Annotated in this window: 16 protein-coding genes; 12 read left to right on the top strand and 4 right to left on the bottom strand. The window is 38.3% G+C overall.

Annotated elements, in window-relative coordinates:
• Window position 1: 1 nt before the first annotated feature.
• The 3 genes from E0E36_RS09540 (at window position 2) to E0E36_RS09550 (ending at window position 2,247) form a co-directional block, all read left to right on the top strand.
• Window positions 2-1,225: an aminotransferase class V-fold PLP-dependent enzyme gene (locus tag E0E36_RS09540; protein WP_013667264.1), complete on the top strand. Its 1,224-nt coding sequence runs from the start codon at window positions 2-4 to the stop codon at window positions 1,223-1,225.
• Window positions 1,226-1,236: 11 nt separating this feature from the next.
• Window positions 1,237-1,656, top strand: a complete 420-nt coding sequence (locus E0E36_RS09545) for a SufE family protein (RefSeq protein WP_013667263.1) — start codon at window positions 1,237-1,239, stop codon at window positions 1,654-1,656.
• Window positions 1,657-1,776: 120 nt separating this feature from the next.
• Window positions 1,777-2,247 (top strand): Lrp/AsnC family transcriptional regulator, encoded by a 471-nt coding sequence (locus E0E36_RS09550; RefSeq protein WP_013667262.1) that lies wholly within the window; start codon window positions 1,777-1,779, stop codon window positions 2,245-2,247.
• Between the two features lie 31 nt (window positions 2,248-2,278).
• On the opposite strand, the gene ung is transcribed toward E0E36_RS09550, so the two are convergent.
• Window positions 2,279-2,950 (bottom strand): uracil-DNA glycosylase, encoded by a 672-nt coding sequence (ung, locus tag E0E36_RS09555; protein ID WP_130855763.1) that lies wholly within the window; start codon window positions 2,948-2,950, stop codon window positions 2,279-2,281.
• Window positions 2,951-3,112: 162 nt separating this feature from the next.
• Between ung and E0E36_RS09560 the strand changes: the two genes are divergently transcribed.
• Window positions 3,113-3,649 carry a tetratricopeptide repeat protein gene (locus tag E0E36_RS09560; RefSeq protein WP_013667260.1) on the top strand — a complete coding sequence of 179 codons (537 nt, stop codon included), beginning with the start codon at window positions 3,113-3,115 and terminating at the stop codon, window positions 3,647-3,649.
• 48 nt (window positions 3,650-3,697) lie between these two features.
• Here E0E36_RS09560 and E0E36_RS09565 read toward each other — a convergent pair whose 3' ends face one another.
• Entirely contained in the window at window positions 3,698-5,479 is a 1,782-nt protein-coding gene (locus tag E0E36_RS09565) for an ABC transporter ATP-binding protein (protein ID WP_013667259.1), read from the bottom strand.
• Window positions 5,480-5,680: 201 nt separating this feature from the next.
• Between E0E36_RS09565 and E0E36_RS09570 the strand changes: the two genes are divergently transcribed.
• From E0E36_RS09570 to E0E36_RS09605, 8 genes are all read left to right on the top strand, one after another.
• Window positions 5,681-6,763 (top strand): Glu/Leu/Phe/Val family dehydrogenase, encoded by a 1,083-nt coding sequence (locus E0E36_RS09570; protein ID WP_013667258.1) that lies wholly within the window; start codon window positions 5,681-5,683, stop codon window positions 6,761-6,763.
• A 43-nt stretch (window positions 6,764-6,806) separates the two neighbouring features.
• The gene (nusB, locus tag E0E36_RS09575) at window positions 6,807-7,754 is read left to right on the top strand and encodes a transcription antitermination factor NusB (RefSeq protein ID WP_013667257.1); all 948 of its coding nucleotides are present in this window, start codon (window positions 6,807-6,809) and stop codon (window positions 7,752-7,754) included.
• A 75-nt stretch (window positions 7,755-7,829) separates the two neighbouring features.
• Complete coding sequence (locus tag E0E36_RS09580) at window positions 7,830-8,306, top strand: DUF1573 domain-containing protein (RefSeq protein ID WP_130855764.1); 477 nt, start codon at window positions 7,830-7,832, stop codon at window positions 8,304-8,306.
• 28 nt (window positions 8,307-8,334) lie between these two features.
• The gene (gene yajC, locus E0E36_RS09585; protein WP_130855765.1) at window positions 8,335-8,682 is read left to right on the top strand and encodes a preprotein translocase subunit YajC; all 348 of its coding nucleotides are present in this window, start codon (window positions 8,335-8,337) and stop codon (window positions 8,680-8,682) included.
• 105 nt (window positions 8,683-8,787) lie between these two features.
• Complete coding sequence (locus E0E36_RS09590) at window positions 8,788-9,729, top strand: CdaR family protein (protein WP_130855766.1); 942 nt, start codon at window positions 8,788-8,790, stop codon at window positions 9,727-9,729.
• On the top strand, window positions 9,720-10,334 hold the full coding sequence (gene coaE, locus E0E36_RS09595) for a dephospho-CoA kinase (protein WP_130855767.1): 615 nt from the start codon (window positions 9,720-9,722) through the stop codon (window positions 10,332-10,334). Before E0E36_RS09590 ends, coaE begins: the two co-directional genes overlap by 10 nt.
• A complete protein-coding gene (locus tag E0E36_RS09600; protein WP_130855768.1) occupies window positions 10,331-11,269 on the top strand; it encodes an MBL fold metallo-hydrolase in 939 nt (312 codons plus the stop codon). The genes coaE and E0E36_RS09600 overlap by 4 nt, the downstream gene beginning before the upstream one ends.
• Window positions 11,270-11,372: 103 nt before the next feature.
• Window positions 11,373-11,822 (top strand): MarR family winged helix-turn-helix transcriptional regulator, encoded by a 450-nt coding sequence (locus E0E36_RS09605; protein WP_013667251.1) that lies wholly within the window; start codon window positions 11,373-11,375, stop codon window positions 11,820-11,822.
• 22 nt (window positions 11,823-11,844) lie between these two features.
• On the opposite strand, the gene E0E36_RS09610 is transcribed toward E0E36_RS09605, so the two are convergent.
• The gene (locus tag E0E36_RS09610; protein ID WP_130855769.1) at window positions 11,845-12,564 is read right to left on the bottom strand and encodes a ZIP family metal transporter; all 720 of its coding nucleotides are present in this window, start codon (window positions 12,562-12,564) and stop codon (window positions 11,845-11,847) included.
• Complete coding sequence (locus E0E36_RS09615) at window positions 12,561-13,145, bottom strand: phosphatase PAP2 family protein (RefSeq protein ID WP_013667249.1); 585 nt, start codon at window positions 13,143-13,145, stop codon at window positions 12,561-12,563. Before E0E36_RS09615 ends, E0E36_RS09610 begins: the two co-directional genes overlap by 4 nt.
• Window positions 13,146-13,320 lie beyond the last annotated feature (175 nt).

Consider the following 13,320-nt stretch of genomic DNA (forward strand, 5'->3'; position numbering starts at 1 on the left):
TTTGACACATTACGATATTCATAGTATAAGAGCTGATTTTCCTATATTAAAAACGAAGGTAAATGGGTACCCCTTGGTTTATCTGGATAACGGAGCGACTACGCAGAAGCCACAATCGGTAATTAATGCTATTACTGATTATTATACACAAATCAATAGTAATGTGCACCGGGGTGTTCATCACTTAAGTCAGCTGGCAACAGATGCTTATGAGGTCACACGGAGAAAGCTTTCTGAATTTATAAATGCAGCGCAAGATTATGAGGTTATTTTAACCAATGGGACTACGCACAGCATCAACTTGGTTGCGCATTGTTATGGAAAGCAATTTGTAAAAGAAGGGGACGAGATTATTATTTCGGCCATGGAACACCATAGCAATATTGTGCCTTGGCAAATGTTATGCGAAGAGCAGGGCGCGAAGCTACGTGTAGTTCCCATAAATGATGAAGGAGAATTGGATATGGGCGCTTATCAGGCTATGCTCAACGAAAGAGTAAAGCTTGTTTCCATAACCTACGTATCAAATACGCTCGGAACTTTAAACCCAATAAAAGAGATTACAAAGCTGGCGCATGATCATGGCATTCCCGTGCTGGTTGATGGTGCGCAGGCCATACAACATTTACATGTGGATGTACAAGCTTTAGATGTTGATTTTTTCGCTTTTTCAGGACACAAGATGTACGGTCCAACCGGCGTGGGGGTCTTGTACGGAAAGGAAAAATGGTTGGATCAGATGCCGCCTTATCAAGGAGGGGGTGATATGATTAAAGAGGTTAGGTTTGAAAAGACGATTTATAACGAACTACCATTTAAATTTGAGGCGGGTACACCCAATATCGAAGCGGGAATATGTTTGGGGGCAGCCGTAGATTATATAAAGACGATTGGCTTGAGTCAGATTGCGCTTTATGAAACGGAACTGCTTAAATATGCGACTAAAGCTTTGTCGGAAATTGATCAAATCCGGTTTATAGGTACGGCGAAAGAGAAATCCAGCGTGATATCTTTTCTGGTGAATGGTGCGCATCCGTACGATGTGGGCGTTATCTTAGACAAGTTGGGCATTGCTGTTCGTACTGGTCATCATTGCACACAACCTTTAATGGAGCGGTTTGGGATTCCTGGCACGGTGCGTGCCTCCATTGCAATGTACAATACAAAGGAAGAAATAGATCTGTTGGTAAGCGCTGTAAAAAGAGCCGCTTCTATGTTGCTATAACGATGGTTGATATGACAATTAAGGAAATACAGGACGAATTGATAGAAGATTTCTCTTTTTTCGAGGATTGGATGGCTAAATATGAATATATTATTCAATTGGGGAAGGAGCTGCCTTTAATCGACGAGTCCCATAAAGTTGACGATTTATTGATTAAAGGATGCCAGTCTCGCGTTTGGTTGCATGCACAGTATGTAGACGACAAAGTCTTTTTTACGGCCGATAGTGATGCAATCATTACTAAGGGACTTGTTAGCTTAATGATCAAAGTTTTATCCGGACAGCGTGCAGAAGATATTGTGAGTGCCGATCTTTATTTTATAGATGAAATCGGATTAAAAGAACATTTGTCACCTACTCGTGCTAACGGGTTGGTGGCGATGGTAAAGCAAATGAAATTGTACGCGCTTGCCCTAAATGCTAAACGTTAATTGGCACTCATTTTCCATCGTATTAAATGTACTATTGAATACCTAATCTTTGAAATTAAAAAATCAATATTGTAAAATTTTATTTGGTTATTTGTTAACTTTACGCTAAAACTGTTAGCCATGGCTTTTGAACCAGATAGAATTGATTTAAAGATTATTAAATTACTCCAAGAAAACGGTAGAATAACCAACTTACAACTTTCTTCCAATATCGGTTTGTCACCGGCACCAACACTGGAAAGGGTTCGAAAACTTGAAAATGCGGGCTATATCAAAAGCTACCATGCCTTGGTGGATGAAGAGCTTCTAGGCTTGGGCATTAAATCCTTTATACAAATACAATTGGATTTTCATACACACAATTCAATCCCTGAATTTGTTGAAGCGATCAAAAGTATACCTGAAGTGACCGAATGCCATCACGTCACCGGGCAATGTGATTTTATTTTAAAGGTTTATGTCAAGGACATTAAATCTTACGAGCGGTTGATTATGGAAAAGATTAGTCGGATACCATGTGTGAAAACCTTTCAAACGATGATGATTATGTCAACGTCTAAAAAAGAACCGATCGTACCAATGGAATACTAAGATCGATTTTTTGCATAACAATCTACTAGGTCTACACCTGCCAGTCAATTGGCGTTTTTCCGTGTTTTTCTAAATAGTCATTGGTTTTTGAGAAGGGTTTACTGCCAAAAAATCCATTGTGTGCAGATAGCGGCGAAGGGTGGGCTGATGTTATAATCAAATGTTTGGAGGAATCGATCAGTTTCACTTTCTGTTTAGCGTAATTTCCCCATAATATAAAAACAATTCCTTCTCTTCGTTGTGCGAGTTCCTTAATTACGGTATCCGTAAAAACTTCCCATCCTTTTTTTTGATGAGATGCTGCCATGTGTGCTCGCACCGTCATTACCGCATTAAGGAGCAGTACACCCTGATCAGCCCATTTGGTCAGTGTACCGTGATTGGGAATCTTAAAACCTGGAATATCATTACTTAATTCGATATACATATTCCGTAGCGATGGAGGGATTGCAATGCCTGGTTGAACCGAAAAAGACAATCCATGTGCTTGTCCGATATTATGATAAGGATCTTGCCCCAAGATAACGGCTTTCACTTCATAAAAGGGTGTGTGTTCAAAGGCATTGAATATAAGTTTATTGGGCGGAAATACCTGATATTGTGCTTGCTCTGTCCTCAAAAAATTTCGTAACTCGCTCATATAGGTTTTGGAAAATTCCGGTTCTAAAATTTCTTTCCAGCTTTTTTCAAGGGCTATACTCATGCTCAAACTTAGCTAAAATTGACATTATATACAATACAATAGTCGTTTGCACGTCCTATAGACCGGATTTAACAACAGATTTTAACGGATAATTTTTTGTTAAAACCCATAAATTAACGGATATTTGCAGCATTATAATGAATACATTCATAAAGTAAAGATATGCCAAATTTCATTCGTATTATTATAGCTTTCCTTTTGTTGGGAGCAGCTGTCAGTCTATTTGTATTTGGCCACTGGCCGTGGGGAGTATTAGCACTTCTTTTGGCTATAGTTGTTTTTGTCACTTTCTTTTTTAACGAAAATATGCTGATTGCGCAATTTTACTTACGAAAGGAAAATATGGACAAAGCAAAAACTTGGCTAAATAAAATCACTAATTATGAGAAACAGTTGATTCGTGCTCAGCATGGGTATTATCATTTACTCATTGGACTAATTGAGTCGCGATCCGCTCCATTACAGTCAGAAAAATATTTCAAGAAGGCACTTAGCTTAGGCATGCAGATGGATCATAACGTAGCATTGGCTAAATTAAGCCTGGCGGGCATCGCCATGGCCAAGCGAAATAAGCGGGAAGCTACACAATTACTTCAAGAGGCTAAAAAAGCTGATAAAAATAAATTGCTAGCCGATCAGATTAAAATGATGAAAGATCAAATGGGTATGCTTGACAAGCAGCAGATGCGATTCCGTTAGTAAACAAGACGCCAGATACCCAAGCGAATTAAGAGCAGCTACTGTTGGTTAAACTTCTTCCTCCAGTAGCTGTTTTTCGTATAGCTCAAAGTAACTGCCTTTAGCAGCCAGAAGTTCTGTGTGTTTACCTTCTTCTATTATCTGACCGTTTTCCATTACCAAGATATGATCTGCGTTCTTGATGGTAGAAACACGATGCGCAATAAATATGGCGCTTCTGTCACGCATAACCGTACCTAAATTCTGAAGAATTTTTTCCTCTGTTTTGGTGTCTACCGCTGATAGGCAGTCATCAAAAATTAGTATTTTAGGGTTTATTGTAATTGCTCTTGCTATCGAAACACGCTGTTTCTGTCCTCCCGAAAGGGTGATTCCTCTTTCTCCGATAGCTGTCTCAAAACCTTTTTCGAACTCCATGATATTGTCATACACGGCTGCTTTTTTTGTTGCCTCCTCTACCTTCGCCATATCCAGTTGATCCAGCCCAAAAGCGACGTTCTTTGCTATCGTATCTGAAAAAAGGAAAACGTCTTGCGGAACAAAACCTATTGTGCTCCGATAGCTGTTTAGGTTTAAGTCCTGTATGGGTATCCCATCGACAAGAATAGTACCGGAAGAAGTATCATACATACGCATTAAAAGTCGTGCAATGGTGGATTTTCCCGATCCTGTTTTGCCAATGATCGCTAAAATTTTTCCTGGATTAACCTTAAAAGATACTTCTTTTAGTGCAGTAATTCCTGTATCCGGATAGGTGAAAGATACGTTTCTAAATTCAATATCTCCTCTAAACTCCTCTTTCCCGCCGGTTTGCGATTTTATACGAGGAGAAGTATCTAAAAATTCATTGATCCGTTTTTGCGAAGCTGCCGCTCGCTGCACCAATGAAGTCACCCAGGCAAGTGACATTGCAGGAAATGTTAATTGATTAACATAAACAATAAATTCTGCAATGTTTCCGGATGATATGCTACCACGCATGACCTCGATACCTCCAATATAAATAGTTATAATCGTACTTAAACCAATGAGAAGTAAGATAAGCGGAAAAAATACAGCCTGAACTTTCACTAATGATAAGGAGACAGTTTTGTAATCGTTGCTTTCTTTTGCAAAGCTGTTTTTCTTATCCTGCTCACGACTGTATGTTTTAATAACACGGATCCCTGAGAAAGTCTCTTGTACAAAAGAGCTCAACGCGGATAGCTGCTCCTGTATTTTTTCACTTCTTTTATTGATGAGCTTATTAATAAAAAGTATGACCGCTGATAGAACGGGTATAGGAGCTAATGCGTAAATAGCTAGCTTGGCGTTCACGGTAAACATAGAACTAATGACCATTATTGACAGCACAACCGTGTTAATAGAGTACATAATGGCCGGACCCAAGTAAGCTCGGACACGACTTACATCTTCGGTTACACGATTCATTAAATCTCCCGTGTTGTTTCGTTTAAAGAAAGCCATATCCAATTGTTGGTAGTGATCATAAATTTCATTCTTTAGATCATATTCGATATGACGTGAAGTCAGGATGATTGTTTGTCTCATAAGAAAGAGGAACAGTCCCCTTATCAGTGCTAAGACCAAAACAAGCGTACCAAATAAAAGAAGACTATGTCCAAATATCTCATAAATCAACGACTGACGTTCAAAGCCATCGAATAGCTGAAAAAGAGCTATATTATCTTTAACCAGATCAAAGGCAATACGAATTACTTGAGCCGGTATAATGCCGAAGTAGTTTGATACTACCACGAATATAAAACCGGGAATCATTCGCCAACGATATTTATAGAAAAATTTATTAAGATAAGCTAAGTGCTTCATGAAGACTAAAATTAAACCTATCGTACAAAAGTACGTATCCTGATAAAACTATTGCTATACTGAGTGCATTTAACTAATATTAAAATTAAATGGCAATGCAAACAATTATTTACTGAATGAAATGATTTTAAATTCGTAAAAAGATACCGATAAAATTAGTACTTTTGCGCAGAATTGCCGATACTAAAATAATAGTAAAATATGTCTTCCGAAACGCCATACCCCCAAATGTTTGATTTGTTACGACAATTTGAACATCAAAAGATTGTATTTTGCCAAGATCATACAATAGGATTAAAGGCTATCATCGCTATTCATGACACTACACTTGGTCCCGCTATCGGTGGAGTACGTATGTTGCCATATAAAACCGAATTGGAAGCGATAGACGACGTCTTAAGATTGTCTCGGGCGATGACATATAAATCGGCAATAAGTGGTGTCAATTTAGGGGGTGGAACTGCGGTAATTATTGGCGATCACCGTACCCAGAAATCGGAAGTTATCTTAAGGAGGCTCGGGCAGTTTGTAGAAGAGATGAATGGTTCATTTATCGCTTCATTGGATATGGGAACTACTTCCAAGGATATGGAATTTATCCACATGGAAACCAACCATGTGGTTGGCTTGCCGAAATCTTTGGGTGGAAGCGGCGATACGGCTCCCTTCACCGCGAAAGGCGTGTTTTATGGTATAAAGGCAGCCGTCAAAGAACTTTATGGTACAGATAGTATGGCTGGGCGGACGGTGGCCGTGCAGGGAACGGGAAAAGTGGGGGAACATCTTGTTTCATTACTTCGGGAAGAGAATGCGAAGGTATATGTAAGTGATATTGTTGAAGATCGAATGATTCAGGTTTCTAACAAATACGGTGCAGAAGCCATCGCGCATAATAACCTCTTCGATATGGATTTGGATGTTTATGCGCCTTGTGCATTAGGAGGGACAGTTAATAATTACACGATTGAGCGTATGAAATGCAAAATTATTGCGGGTTCTGCTAACAATCAGTTGGCCAACGATCGTGAACATGGCGCTAAGCTTCTGGAAAAAGGCATTATTTACGCGCCTGATTTTTTAATAAATGCTGGAGGCCTTTTGAGCTGCTATGCTGAAATTGCTGGATATAATGTCTTAAGAAGTGCCGCATTAACCGAAAATATCTATGAAGCAACGCGCTCGGTGATTCAAAAATCGTTGAAAGAAAAAATTCCAACGCATCAGGCTGCTATGCAAATTGCTGAAGACCGGATTGCGCTTATAAAAAAAATAAAACAAAACTAGTCATAGGGCTAGCATGACTATATAATCGTTCTTTATAAATAATATGTTAAATAGAAGGCACCTGAGGGTTAAAGTATTACAAACAATCTATGCATTCCAGCAATCGGATGATAAGAATATAAACAATTTTGAAAAGGCATTGCTGAAAAGTGTTGATCAGGTTTATGAGATGTATATTTGGGTGCTCGCACTCGCGTCAGAGGTGGCTGAATATGCGTTGGTAGATGCGGAAGACCGGGCAAATAAATTTTTACCTACTGAACACGATCTCAATGCCAATACACGATTGGCGAATAACACCTTTATTGAACTGCTACAACAAAATGAGGAGTTTGTGGATCTGTGTAAAAAATATAAGGTAGATGCCGTTTTTGATATGGAAACGGTGAAAAGTATTTTCCACATTTTAAAACAATCTCCCGAGTATGTTGCTTATTTAGAGAATGAAGATCGATCGCTCAAGGCTGAGAAGGATATTATAAAGTTTATCTTTAAAAAAATTATATTGAAATCACCGGCTATTGAACAGATATTCGATGAGCATTTTATTAATTGGACGACTGATAAAGATGTGTTACAAGCGCTGTTAGCTAAAACTTTGAAAAATTTCAACAGCGAAGATCCGGAGAAAAATAAGTTAGCGCAATTGTGTCCAAATTGGGTTGATGATAAAGAATTTATTGTTGACTTGTTTCGATTGACAACTCGGCATGGAGAGGATTATCAGATATATATTTCGGGGAAAACAAAAAACTGGGAAGCTGACAGAATAGCGTTAATTGATACCTTACTGATGAGAATGGCGATCACCGAATTATTGAATTTTTCTTCTATACCTGTTAAGGTTACAATTAATGAGTATATTGAAATTTCTAAGGAATTTAGTACACCGAAGAGCAATTCGTTTATCAATGGCATCCTCGATAAAATTTTGATCGAACTTCAAAAGGAGGGCAAAATCAGAAAATTCGGAAGGGGACTTATTGGATGAGATGTTTCTATAAACCCTTAGTCGATAAGCTAGTGCATGGCTGATCTACATCAAATAACCAACAATTATAAGTATATGAAAAATAAAATTTTGTTACTATCATTAGCAGTTTTGGCGCTAAGCGCTTGCAATGGATCTAAACAAAAGGAGAAAAGTGCTGGAGAGGATATTATCGAAAGTGTAAATACGACTGATAATACCGGGGTGAATAAGCAGATTCCGGATTCCGCCGATGTAGCGGATGCTCCCGTGCTAAAATTTAAGAATGATACATATGACTTCTCCAAGATCAAAGAAGGGGAGAAGGTAAATCACGTTTTTGAATTTACTAATACAGGGAAATCACCTTTAATAATAAGCGACGTGCAGGCAGGATGTGGCTGTACTACTCCCAAATTTGATAAAAAACCGATTAAACCCGGAGAGCAAGGCAGCATTGAAGTTGGTTTTAATAGTGCAGGACAACGCGGTGCACAGCATAAAATTATTACCGTATATAGTAACGCGCAACCCGCACAATTAATGCTACACTTAAAAGGTGAAGTACAATAGTTAACAATTTTAAATCACAGTAATTTACATGACAACAGCAGCAATTTTATTACAAGCAGGATCAGGCGGAATGTCATCCCTCATTATGATGGGATTAATTGTGGTAGTATTCTATTTTTTCATGATACGCCCACAGATGAAGAAACAGAAAGATCATAAAAAATATATAGAAGATTTAAAGGTGAATGATAAAGTGGTAACTACCGCAGGCATTCACGGTCGTATCGTTGAGATAGGCGAAAGCACATTTATCATTGACGTAGGTTCCGGTACACGTATCAAATTCGATAAAGCTGCGATTTCATTGGATGCTTCCAAACTTGCCAATACACCAAAGCAAGGGACAGTAACTACAACAACGGACGAAAAGAAATAGACTTTGTCGGCTAGACGAGGTGCTATAAAACGCCTGACAAAATTGATTTGACCGACAAAGGTTGTTATTTTTGTTAGGCGTTTTGTTCGTTTATAAAGGGTAGGTATGTTTAATCTCAATAAGAAGCAACAAAAGAAACTAAGCTTATTTGCTATTTGTCTCTTTATCTCCTTTCTGGTGTGGAGCCTCTTTGCTTTATCAAACCGTTACATTTATACGGTAAAGGCCTCTCTAAATTATGTAAATGTTCCGCCGAAAAGGGCATTTCACCCACTTCAGTCAGATACCGTCGCTATGCAGGTCGAAGGAACGGGCTGGCAGGTGTTATTTTCTAATCTTCGACTTAAACCTCAAGATATACATGTTGACTTAAGCGGTTTAAAAACACGTGATTGGATACTATTTTCCAATCAAATGGGATATATAAATCGGCAATTTAGTGCAAATCAACGTATTGTTTCCATTTCTCCCGATACACTTTTCTTTAATTTTTCTAAGCAAGATGTTAAAAAAGTAACCGTTAATTTGTCCAAAGACATTAAGTTTAGAAAGCAATATGATATCACAGGCGATATTCAGATTGAACCGAAGTTTGTGACGGTTACAGGGCCTTTGGAAGACCTGGTATTGATTGATGGCTGGGCGACAGATACATTAAGGAGAAATAATGTTGACAATACCATTACTGCCAAAGTTACTTTATCAAAAAGTCAGAAAGCAAATATTAATGTACACCCCTCATCGGTTGATGTTACCATACCGGTAGGTGAAGTGACGGAAAAGATTATAGAGGTACCTATTAGGGCAGAGAATAGTAGAGCCTTTAGAACGGTGAAAGTGCTACCTGAGAAAGTAAGATTAACAACCATTGTGTCTTTAGAAAAATACGAAGATATAGATCGGGATATGTTCGAAGCAGTTATTAATTTGAACGACTGGCGAAGTAATCACATCAAGAATTTGCCGGTTATTATCACGAAGCAGCCGGATTTCGTGAAAATTATTAAGGCAGAACCGCAAAATGTAGAATTTTTATTGTGGAAATAAATAAAGATAAACTACGCATTGGCGTAACTGGAGGAATTGGTACTGGTAAAACCACCGTTTGTAAAATATTTGAAGCTATGGGATATCCGGTGTTTTATGCGGATACCGAAGCTAAGAATGTGATGGTAGACAATAAGGATTTAGTGGAAGATATCAAAGGAATATTCGGAGCGGAAGTCTATTCAAAAGAAGGTAAACTTGACCGGGTCTATCTCTCGAGGATTGTTTTCCAAGACCGTGATAAATTAGATAAGCTTAACGCCCTGGTTCATCCAGCTACAATAAAAGCCTATGAAAACTGGGAAAGGCAACAACAAGCAGAGCTAACATTTAAAGAGGCTGCGTTACTTTTCGAAACAGGAACCTATAAATTATCAGACTATAATATTTTAATAGTTGCCCCGCAGGAACTTCGAATCAAGCGCGTGATGGAAAGGGACCAGCTAACAAGAGAGGCGGTGTTAGCAAGAATAGATAAACAAATGATTGATGAAGAAAAACGCAAGCTCGCTGATTTTGTGATAGATAATGACGAGATTCACGCTCTTATTCCGCAAGTTTTAAAAGTCAGGGCTCGCTTGCTAGCGCAGCTGAAAGCAAGATGATTTTAGATGATTTTTTGACAGTCAATTCCAAGGGTATTTATTGTGCTTATGGCGACTTTTTTATAGATGCCCGGGAAGCGGTGAGAGTTTCGGTGGTGTCTCACGGCCACGGTGATCACATAACATCAGGCTGCTTTACTGTATTCTGTACGGCTCCAACAAAGTCATTTATGGAGCTGCGTTATAACAAGGGCGCTGCACGCGACTTCCAAGTTTATGATTATGGCGTGCCTTTTACGTTAGGAGGTGTGACGGTTACGTTTCTTTCTGCAGGTCATATTTTGGGTTCGTCTTTAATATTGATGGAATTCAAAGGAGTACGTTATTTATATACCGGCGATTATAAGTTGCAAGCAGATCCAACCTGTACTCCCATCTCGCTTGTTAAGGCGGACGTTTTGATTACAGAAAGCACTTTTGCGAATCCGATTGTAAAACATCCGGACCCTTCGGTGGAACTTGATAAGCTAAATAGTACAACCTATCCGATTATGCTTGGTGCTTATGCGTTAGGCAAAGCACAACGTTTGACGGCGATGATCAATCAATATTGCCCGGAAAAAAAAGTACTTCTCCATCATGCAGTGCTTCCTTTTCATCGGATTTATGAACAATATGGCTATGCTGGTTGGCACTATATACCTTATGGTCGTAAAATTATTAAAGAGCAGCCTGAGAATATCATTTACCTTGTGCCACCATTAACTTTTAATAGCTATTTTAGAGCTAAAAACCTTATAAAGGTCTTTGCCTCCGGTTGGAAATATCTGCAAAACAGAAATGATATGGAATTGTTTATTTCAGATCATGTTGATTGGGGGGATATTTTAAAGACAATTGATGTTGTTGATCCCCGGGAGATATGGACACTTCATGGTGATGGCAGTTTTCTTGTAGATCATTATAGAGGCAGTCGTTATGTGAAAATTTTATAATCGTCGATTACACGATATTATACAGAATGTAGTTGCAAGACATCTTTATTTTTTAGATCAGATTTTAAGCTATATATTAGTGCTCCAATTCTAAATTAGGTATATGAAGATAGAAGAAGTACTCGTCACTAATAAATTCGAAAACGAATACCATAAGGCTGCTCTAAACGTCATATATACAAGCAACTTCATTCAAAGTCTTTTAAAAGAGCGGACCGACAAAGAGAAAATAACGCTTCAACAATACAATGTGTTGAGAATTTTGCGGGGTCAAAACGCAAAACCGGCTACCGTTAACATGTTAAAGGAGCGTTTGTTGGATAGAATGTCGGATGTGAGTAGAATTATCGATCGTTTGGTGCAAAAGGGACTGGTTTCGCGGTGTATGAGCCATAAAGATAGACGTGCTGTTGATATTTTCATTACCCATGATGGTATGACAATTTTGGAACGTTTAGATAAAAAAATGTCTATCTTGAGCGTCTTGGATGAAAACCTTTCTGAAGAAGAATGCAAGCAACTTAATTACCTTCTTGATAAGTTGCGTGGTTAAATTTATTAGACAAACCAGTAGCTTAATGCACCAGAAAATTAAATAGGGAAAGAGTGACCCCGGTAATCACTGCTAAGAGCTTTCTTTTATTAAAGTGATGATGATCTGCTGAAGAAGATTCAAACAGAATCGTTGTAGAGATGTGAAGAAATATACCGATGACAATCGCCATCATTTTATCAAAGTATTGGTTGATTTCGCCAATACCTCCTAAACTAATCATATTACTCAATGTAAAACCTATTGGCGACATTAAAGCAAAAATAAAAAGAGATAGGATAATGGTGCGTTGCCTAACAGTTGACTGAATGAGTAAACTGCCTAAAGCGAAGGCAGCAGGAATATGATGAATGGCAATGCCGAATAACAGCTCTCTCTGATGTCCCTTTGCTAGTGGCATCCCTTCTAAAAAAGCATGTAAGCATAAGCTGGTCATAACGCCTATCGGGAAATGTCCGTGGTGGCCATGCTTATGAATGTGACCATGTTCTATACCTTCTGAAAATCTCTCTAATAATAACTGAAATAAAAAACCGCCAAGTACATATAAGCCTAAATAATGATCGTCGTTATGCGCGTAGATCTCAGGGATAAGATGCAATACAGTGATCGAAAATAAATACGCACCGCTAAAAGAAAGTACGAGCCTTAATAAATCGGTATTATCTCTTTTTACAAAGAATACAGCCAAACCGCCCAAGAGAGCCGAAAGAAATAAAGTAACTATTATAAGAAGTGTCATGGTTGTGCTATCTGCCGAGTTGTTTCGGGCTGAATATAAAGAAATAACGTTGCCATAGAATAGCCAATGATACTACCAAATAGGGCGCCGGCAGTTACGTCAAGAGGATAGTGCACGCCTACATAGACTTGAGCAAAACTAATAGCGAAAGCCCATAACAAAGCAAACCATAATATGGCGCTCCAACGCTTCCTATAGACCATAATAAGAAATAGAGCCATGGCAAAATGATTACTTGCATGGGACGACGGAAAACTGTATCCGCTGCCGCATCGTACCCGGCTTACCATTTCCCCCTGTAGGGTAAGTTCATTACAGGGTCTTATCCTTTTTACTATGGGTTTAATAACCGAGGCAGATAAAAAGTCAGCTATTCCAAAGCTAAGCACCAGAAATAACATCATGATTACTCCTCGTTTTTTATAAGTACGTATCGAAAAAATTAAGATGAACAAGTATAAGGGGGCCCACGTATATGGATTCCGTAAGTAAGGCATTAGCCAATCAAAGACAACATTGGCCATATCCTGATTTATTATCAGGAAAAGATCTATATCAAATTGTATGATAGAAGCAAACATGTGTTTTTATGAAATAAGATTTTAATCTTTTTTACCCCCAAAGCGATCTGTATATAAATTACCATTGAAATGTAATATGCCTTTCTGTGTCGCTAAATTCAATAAGGTTGCAAATATACAGTTTACAAACGTATCCGGATTTATAATTGCGTCATAAAAATAAAAAATTATTTTA

Source organism: Olivibacter jilunii (assembly GCF_900607235.1).
GTDB lineage: Bacteria > Bacteroidota > Bacteroidia > Sphingobacteriales > Sphingobacteriaceae > Olivibacter > Olivibacter oleidegradans.

Bases quoted from the DNA above. Each gene is read 5' to 3' on its own strand.
- E0E36_RS09545 (WP_013667263.1), top strand. From the start codon at position 1,237: ATGACAATTAAGGAAATACAGGACGAATTGATAGAAGATTTCTCTTTT.
- E0E36_RS09550 (WP_013667262.1), top strand. From the start codon at position 1,777: ATGGCTTTTGAACCAGATAGAATTGATTTAAAGATTATTAAATTACTC.
- ung (WP_130855763.1), bottom strand. From the start codon at position 2,950: ATGAGTATAGCCCTTGAAAAAAGCTGGAAAGAAATTTTAGAACCGGAA.
- E0E36_RS09560 (WP_013667260.1), top strand. From the start codon at position 3,113: ATGCCAAATTTCATTCGTATTATTATAGCTTTCCTTTTGTTGGGAGCA.
- E0E36_RS09565 (WP_013667259.1), bottom strand. From the start codon at position 5,479: ATGAAGCACTTAGCTTATCTTAATAAATTTTTCTATAAATATCGTTGG.
- E0E36_RS09570 (WP_013667258.1), top strand. From the start codon at position 5,681: ATGTCTTCCGAAACGCCATACCCCCAAATGTTTGATTTGTTACGACAA.
- nusB (WP_013667257.1), top strand. From the start codon at position 6,807: ATGTTAAATAGAAGGCACCTGAGGGTTAAAGTATTACAAACAATCTAT.
- E0E36_RS09580 (WP_130855764.1), top strand. From the start codon at position 7,830: ATGAAAAATAAAATTTTGTTACTATCATTAGCAGTTTTGGCGCTAAGC.
- yajC (WP_130855765.1), top strand. From the start codon at position 8,335: ATGACAACAGCAGCAATTTTATTACAAGCAGGATCAGGCGGAATGTCA.
- E0E36_RS09590 (WP_130855766.1), top strand. From the start codon at position 8,788: ATGTTTAATCTCAATAAGAAGCAACAAAAGAAACTAAGCTTATTTGCT.
- E0E36_RS09600 (WP_130855768.1), top strand. From the start codon at position 10,331: ATGATTTTAGATGATTTTTTGACAGTCAATTCCAAGGGTATTTATTGT.
- E0E36_RS09605 (WP_013667251.1), top strand. From the start codon at position 11,373: ATGAAGATAGAAGAAGTACTCGTCACTAATAAATTCGAAAACGAATAC.
- E0E36_RS09610 (WP_130855769.1), bottom strand. From the start codon at position 12,564: ATGACACTTCTTATAATAGTTACTTTATTTCTTTCGGCTCTCTTGGGC.
- E0E36_RS09615 (WP_013667249.1), bottom strand. From the start codon at position 13,145: ATGTTTGCTTCTATCATACAATTTGATATAGATCTTTTCCTGATAATA.